This is a genomic window from Erwinia sp. (assembly GCF_031978025.1).
In the GTDB taxonomy this organism is placed as follows: Bacteria; Pseudomonadota; Gammaproteobacteria; order Enterobacterales; family Enterobacteriaceae; genus Erwinia.
The window spans coordinates 1-6,630 of the sequence record NZ_DALZCD010000245.1 but is presented as its reverse complement, the minus strand read 5'-3'; the positions used below and the strand labels follow the sequence as shown (position 1 = coordinate 6,630).

Below are 6,630 nucleotides of genomic sequence, written 5' to 3'. Positions count from 1 at the left end.
CAGCGCCTGATAGATTTCATCCATCTGCAGCGGCATTTCGCCAAACCACACCACGTGCGGACGCAGCACCGACGGGAACTGGCAGCAGTGGCAACGGTCGTCGTCCTTTACGTCGTCCTGCCAGTGCAGCACCTGGCCACTGGAAATACAGCGCACCTTGAGCAGCTCACCGTGCATATGGATAACGTTACGGCTGCCCGCGCGCTCGTGCAGGTTATCAATATTCTGCGTGACCAGCAAAAAGTGGTCGCCCAGCGCCGCTTCCAGCTCGGCCAGCGCCTGGTGCGCCGCATTGGGCTGAACATCGCCGCTGGTGAGCTGGCGACGGCGAGCGTTATAAAACGCCTGAACTTTTTGCGGATCGCGCGCGAACCCTTCCGGCGTCGCCACGTCCTCCACTTTGTGCTCTTCCCACAGGCCGTCAGCAGCACGGAAGGTACGAATACCCGACTCGGCAGAGATACCTGCGCCGGTCAGGACAACAACTCGCGGTAAAGGATGCATGGCGATCTCCAGAGTGCGGTCGCGTTCGAAAATGCGCTGACGAAAACGCTGCTGAACTTTGCGGCGGTTTTTCTTGTAGCGGGCCAGTCTCAACCGGCGACGGGGTGTACGCATCATAAATCCTCTAGTCCTTAATGTGCAAAAAGGCGGCGCCGCGCGTGCCGCCTGCATCGCCATGACGGGCTTTGGCAAAGCGTGGCGGCTTTGCTCGCGGCAGCAAATGTGCGGCTACCTGCTGTTCCAGTCCATCATAAAGGGCGTCAAAACCAGACAGGCCACCGCCTAACACCACCAGATGCGGATCCACCAGCGTCAGCCAGTTTGCCAGGCAAACGGCCAACAGCGTCTGATAGCGGGCAGTGTGGGCGACAGCCTGCTTATCCTGTTGATAATAACGGCTGGCTATCTCGGGTGCACTGAGATCTGACTGATTGTGTAGCCGCCACAGGCGGGCAAAACCCGGCCCGGAGAGCCACGGTTCGATACAGCCTCGCTTGCCACAGCCGCAAACGGGCTGCTCTACATCGCGACCCAGCACGTCCAGCGCGTCCAGGGGCAGCCGCATATGACCAAATTCACCGGCAACAAAGTTGCGCCCGGTCAGCGGCCTGCCGTTAATAATCAGCCCGCCGCCCACGCCGGTACCGAGGATCAGTCCCAGCACCACCGGATAAGTTTTGAACTCCTCGTCCCAGGCCTCCGACAGCGCAAAACAGTTGGCGTCATTATCAATACGCACTTCCCGTCCCAGCCGCTGGCTCAAATCAGCCTGAAGCCGCTGGCCCTGCGCCGCCGGTATGTTGGCGGTAAATACCGTGCCGTCATCCGGCACTGGCAGCCCGGGGATCCCCATACCGACGCTGCCGCGCAGGCCGCAAAAATTATCGGCTTCGTCCGTCATGGCAGCCAGCCTGTCGAGCAGCTGCACATAATCGTGCGTGGGCGTGGCGGCGCGTGTGCTCCAGATGAGCTGACGCTGTTCGTTGTAGACGCCAAGGGCGATTTTGCTGCCGCCGACGTCAAAACCGTAGTACATACTACTGCCCACTCAGCACGCGAGCCGGATCGATACGGCTGGCCCTTCTGGCCGGATACCAGCTGGCAATCAGGCTCAGCAACAGTGAGGTGACCAGTACGATGCCCACATCCTGCCAGTGCACTTCTGACGGCAGAAAATCGATAAAGTAAATGTCGCCCGACAGGAAATGGTAGCCGGTTAACGTTTCAATACCGTGGATAATCGGCGTCAGGTTAAAGGCCGCCAGCACGCCTACAACCACGCCGCTGACGCTGCCCAACAGGCCAGCCATCAGGCCGTACCAGACAAAAATAGCGCGAATTAGCCCGTCTTTCGCGCCAAGCGTGCGCAGCACCGCGATATCGCCGCTTTTGTCTTTCACCGCCATCACCAGCGTCGACACGATGTTAAAGCAGGCAACGCCAATCACCAGCACCATCGCCAGATACATAATTGCGCGGATCATCTGAATATCACGGTACATATAACCGTAGGTGCCAATCCAGCTGCGGATATAGACGTAAGCGTGCGTCACTTCGCCCGCGTCACGCACCAGTTTCTGTGCCGCAAACGGGTTAGTCATCTTCAGCGCGATACCCGTGACACTGTCACGCATGGCCAGGTAGTTTTGCGCGTCCTGCAACGGGACCAGCGCCAGGCTGTGATCCAGCATGCCGCTCAGCGCCAGAATGCCGCTGACCTGCAAACGCACGCGTTTCGGCTGCAGCAGCTTATGTTCAGGATCGCTGTTGGGGATCATAATGGTCAGCCAGTCGCCCTGCTTTACCTTCAGGCTGTTGGCCACGCCCTGCCCTAAGATAATCTGTTGCTTGCCCGCACCGAAGCTTTGCCAGGCATGGTTCTGCACATAGGCAGGCAGCGCGCTCAGCCTGGTTTCCTGTTGCGGATCGACGCCTTTGACCTGGATCGCCTGCAGCTTCGCCCCGCTTTCAATCAGGCCAGTGAAATTGATATAGGGGGCCGCGGCCGCAATGCCCGGCACCTGCTCCACTTTCGGCAGCAGCGCCTGCCAGCCGGTAAACGGCTGATTGACCGGCTCGATTTCGCCATGCGGGACCACTGCCAGAATGCGGTTATTTAGTTCGCGCTCGAAACCGTTCATGGCGCTAAGGCCGATAATCAGCACCGCCACGCCTAAGGCGATGCCCACCGTTGAGATAGCGGAAATCAGCGATACCATGCCGCCGCGACGACGCCCACGGCTGAAGCGCAGGCCGAGAAGCAGAGAAAGAGAGCTTGCCATTACGCCATTCCCGCCAGCGTCATTTCTTCACTGAGCACGCCGTCACGCATCTCCATCTGGCGGTTAAGCCGCTTTGCCAGATGCAAATCGTGGGTCACCACCAGAAAAGCGGTGCCCTGACGGACGTTCAGCTCGCCCAGCAGATCGAAAATAGCGTCCGCGTTGCGTGCATCCAGATTACCGGTCGGCTCATCCGCCAGCACCAGGCGCGGGTTATTTACCAGCGCCCGGGCAATCGCCACACGCTGCCGTTCGCCGCCGGAAAGCTCGGAAGGCCGGTGTGCGGCTCGTTTCTCCAGCCCTACCGCGCGCAGCATATCTCTTGCTTTCGCTTCTGCTTCCGCCTTGCCGGCCTTACCAATCAGCAGCGGCATCGCAACATTTTCCAGCGCGCTGAAATCGGGTAGCAGGTGGTGAAACTGGTAGATAAAGCCCAGCTCGCGATTGCGCAATTCCGCCTTCGCTGATGAAGACATGCTGTTCAGCGAACGGTCGTTAAACACTACGTCGCCGGAAGTTGGCGTATCCAGCCCGCCCAGCAGATGCATCAGGGTACTTTTACCGGAGCCGGAGCTGCCGACAATCGCCATCATCTCGCCAGGCGCCACGCTGAAGGAAACATTGCGCAATACGTCCGTCTGGACGCTGCCTTCCTGGTAGCGCTTGCACAGGTTATCGCACTGCAACAAAATCGGGTTACTCATAACGTAAAGCCTCAGCGGGTTGAACGGCGGCAGCGCGCCAGGATGGATAGAGCGTGGAAAGCAACGCCACGGCCATCGCGATAATGACAATGGTGACGACCTGAACAGCAGAAATCTCTACGGGCAGCGCCGCGCCGTCCAGGAAGAGGCCAATTAGCGGCATCAGGTTATTCAGCTGGCTGGCCAGCAGCACGCCCAGCAGTGCGCCGACCAGTGAACCTACGATCCCGGCGGTCGCGCCCTGCACCATAAACACCAGCACGATTTGGCGGCGAGTCAGCCCCTGCGTTTGCAGAATGGCCACTTCGCCCTGCTTCTCCATAATCAGCAGGCCCAGCGAGGTAATGATGTTAAACGCGGCGACGGCGACAATCAGGCTGAGCAGCAGCCCCATCATGTTTTTTTCCATCTTCACCGCCTGGAACAGCTCGCCTTTCCGCTCACGCCAGTCTTTCCACACCAGTCCGGCCGGCAGTTTTTGCTCACTGAGCGTGTCCACCTGCAGCGGTTTATCCAGCCACAGGCGCCAGCCGGTAATATGGCCTGCCGGATAACGCATCAGGCGCGAGGCGTCCTGCTGGTTAACCAGGATCTGGTAGCCGTCCACTTCGCTGTTGGCGGCAAACGTGCCGATAACGGTAAACAGGCGCTGGCTGGGCAGCCGCCCCATTGGCGTAAACTGGCTGGCAGACGGCACCATCAGCCGCAGCTGGTCGCCGCGCTTCAGGCCAAGCTGCTCCGCCAGCTGTTCGCCGACGATAATATGATACTGATTGGGCTGCAGCTCGCTCTGCGTCACGTTAGCGAGATAGGGCGTCAGCGGATCGGGCTCGTCAGGATTGATACCCAGCATCACGCCGACGCCGACGCTGCGCGCGCTTTGCAGCACTACATCGCCGGTAGTCAGCGGCGTAATGCGGCTGACGCCTTTCAGCTGCAGCGACTCCGCCGTTACCTGCTGCGGATCGAGGGAGCCTTTCTCGCTGCCGATCAGTGCCTGGGGCATCAGGTTTAAGGTGCTTTTTTCCAGCTCGTGCTCAAAGCCGTTCATCACCGACAGCACGGTGACCAGCGCCAGCACCCCCAGCGTGATGCCGATAGCGGAAAGCCAGGATACAAACCGCCCGAAGCGGTCTGATGCTCGCCCGCGCATGTAACGCAGGCCGATAAATAACGCGACAGGTTGATACATATAATCCGTCTTCTGGCGGTAATAAGGCAAAAAGTGATCGAAGATGATAAAGGTTAGCCCGGCGTTATGGAACCTCTAAGCCGCTGACTCTTTTGCTAAGTTTTGTTATCGCCTACGACACACCCGTTTATTGGCGAAATATCACACTAAAAACGCCGGTTAATTACTCAATGAGTCCGTTAAAAAGGGCATAGACTTACTTATCCTTCAAAAGGCGCTGCGTAGAGTAAAGGCGGGAGTGGTCATCATGTCAAAATATGAAAAAGGCAGTATTGTCCGCCATAAGACGGGCGAAATTAAAGGCCTGGTGGTGAACGTTTTTGAACAAGGCGACGCGCCTACGGGTTATTACGTGCGGTGGGACGATGGCAATCACAGCTATCACGGCGAAAAAGAGCTGATTTGGGCAAACATTGACCGACCCAGAATGCACTACACCCAACAATCGCCGAAATAGAGGTATACTCGGTTAGCCGAACAGGAAACGCGTCGTTTTCTGCTCTCCCTTTATGTGAAGAGACCGACTGACTGATTATGCCTGAACAAGCCCGATATACCCTGCCAGCAAAAGCAGGTGACCAGCGCCAGCTGGGACAATTAACCGGTGCCGCCTGCGCGGTGGAATGTGCCGAAATACTGGCGCGACACGGCGGCCCCGTTATGCTCATCGCGCCGGATATGCAAACGTCGCTGCGGCTGCAGGATGAAATCCGGCAGTTTACCGATGAGCCGGTGTTGACCCTGGCCGACTGGGAAACGCTGCCTTTCGACAGCTTTTCGCCGCATCAGGAAATCATCTCTTCCCGTCTCTCCACCCTTTATAACCTGCCCATGCTGGAAAAAGGCGTGCTGATCCTGCCGGTGAACACGCTGATGCAGCGCGTTTGTCCGCACAGTTTCCTGCACGGTCATGCGCTGGTGATGCGTAAAGGCCAGCGGCTGTCACGCGATACGCTGCGTTCCCAGCTGGATCAGGCAGGCTATCGTCATGTGGACCAGGTGATGGAGCACGGCGAATACGCTACGCGCGGCGCGCTGCTGGATCTTTATCCGATGGGCAGCGAACAGCCTTACCGCATCGACTTTTTCGATGATGAAATCGACAGCCTGCGCCTTTTCGACGTCGACAGCCAGCGCACGCTGGAAGAAGTGGAGGCGATCAATCTGCTGCCGGCGCACGAGTTCCCTACCGATAAAGCGGCTATCGAACTGTTTCGCACGCAATGGCGCGAGCATTTTGACGTCCGGCGCGAGGCCGAGCACATCTATCAACAGGTTAGTAAAGGGACGCTGCCTTCCGGCATCGAATACTGGCAGCCGCTGTTTTTTGAACAGTCGCTGCCTGCGCTGTTCAGCTATTTGCCCGCCAATACGCTGCTGATTAATACCGGCGATCTGGAAGGAGCGGCGGAACGTTTCTGGCAGGAAGTGGTGACGCGCTTTGAAAACCGTCGCGTCGATCCGATGCGCCCGCTTCTGCCCCCGGAAAAACTGTGGCTACGCACCAATGAACTCTTTAGCGAGTTAAAAAACTGGCCGCGCGTGCAGCTGAAAAACGAGGCGCTGCCGGAGAAAGCCGTCAACACCAACCTGGGCTATCAGCCGCTGCCCGACCTGGCGGTGCAGGCGCAGGCAAAGGCGCCGCTGGATACGCTCCGTCGCTTTCTGGAATCGTTCGACGGCCCGGTTATTTTTTCTGTAGAGAGTGAAGGCCGTCGTGAAGCGCTTCAGGAACTGCTGGCTCGTATCAAGCTGGTGCCAAAAAACCTTCATGCACTGCATGAGGCAGAGCAGCCCGGCGCTTATCTGATCGTGGGCGCCAGCGAACACGGCTTTATCGATACCCTGCGCAATCGCGCACTGATTTGTGAAAGCGATCTGCTGGGCGAACGCGTCAGTCGCCGTCGTCAGGACACGCGTCGCTCTATCAACCCGGATGTGTTAATCC

The 6,630-nt window shown here is 58.3% G+C and carries 6 protein-coding genes and 1 pseudogene; 2 read left to right on the top strand and 5 right to left on the bottom strand.

Annotated elements, in window-relative coordinates:
- The 5 genes from cobB to lolC all read right to left on the bottom strand — a co-directional run.
- Positions 1–621: Sir2 family NAD+-dependent deacetylase (cobB, locus tag RTK32_RS17100; RefSeq protein ID WP_312046078.1), on the bottom strand; the 621-nt coding region annotated here is incomplete at its 3' end.
- Positions 622–628: 7 nt separating this feature from the next.
- Positions 629–1,540, bottom strand: a complete 912-nt coding sequence (gene nagK / locus RTK32_RS17095; protein WP_312046076.1) for an N-acetylglucosamine kinase — start codon at positions 1,538–1,540, stop codon at positions 629–631.
- 1 nt (position 1,541) lies between these two features.
- Positions 1,542–2,786 carry a lipoprotein-releasing ABC transporter permease subunit LolE gene (gene lolE, locus RTK32_RS17090; protein WP_312046074.1) on the bottom strand — a complete coding sequence of 415 codons (1,245 nt, stop codon included), beginning with the start codon at positions 2,784–2,786 and terminating at the stop codon, positions 1,542–1,544.
- On the bottom strand, positions 2,786–3,490 hold the full coding sequence (lolD, locus tag RTK32_RS17085) for a lipoprotein-releasing ABC transporter ATP-binding protein LolD (RefSeq protein ID WP_312046072.1): 705 nt from the start codon (positions 3,488–3,490) through the stop codon (positions 2,786–2,788). The genes lolE and lolD overlap by 1 nt, the downstream gene beginning before the upstream one ends.
- Positions 3,483–4,682, bottom strand: a complete 1,200-nt coding sequence (lolC, locus tag RTK32_RS17080) for a lipoprotein-releasing ABC transporter permease subunit LolC (RefSeq protein ID WP_312046070.1) — start codon at positions 4,680–4,682, stop codon at positions 3,483–3,485. The genes lolD and lolC overlap by 8 nt, the downstream gene beginning before the upstream one ends.
- A 247-nt stretch (positions 4,683–4,929) precedes the next feature.
- Here lolC and RTK32_RS17075 point away from each other — a divergent pair, with 247 nt between their 5' ends.
- A complete protein-coding gene (locus RTK32_RS17075; protein WP_312046068.1) occupies positions 4,930–5,139 on the top strand; it encodes a hypothetical protein in 210 nt (69 codons plus the stop codon).
- A gap of 77 nt (positions 5,140–5,216) precedes the next feature.
- Positions 5,217–6,630 (top strand): annotated as a pseudogene (locus RTK32_RS17070) (transcription-repair coupling factor); the annotation flags it as partial.

Coding starts and splice junctions, on each gene's coding strand:
- nagK (WP_312046076.1), bottom strand. CDS start 1,540: ATGTACTACGGTTTTGACGTCGGCGGCAGCAAAATCGCCCTTGGCGTC.
- lolE (WP_312046074.1), bottom strand. CDS start 2,786: ATGGCAAGCTCTCTTTCTCTGCTTCTCGGCCTGCGCTTCAGCCGTGGG.
- lolD (WP_312046072.1), bottom strand. CDS start 3,490: ATGAGTAACCCGATTTTGTTGCAGTGCGATAACCTGTGCAAGCGCTAC.
- lolC (WP_312046070.1), bottom strand. CDS start 4,682: ATGTATCAACCTGTCGCGTTATTTATCGGCCTGCGTTACATGCGCGGG.
- RTK32_RS17075 (WP_312046068.1), top strand. CDS start 4,930: ATGTCAAAATATGAAAAAGGCAGTATTGTCCGCCATAAGACGGGCGAA.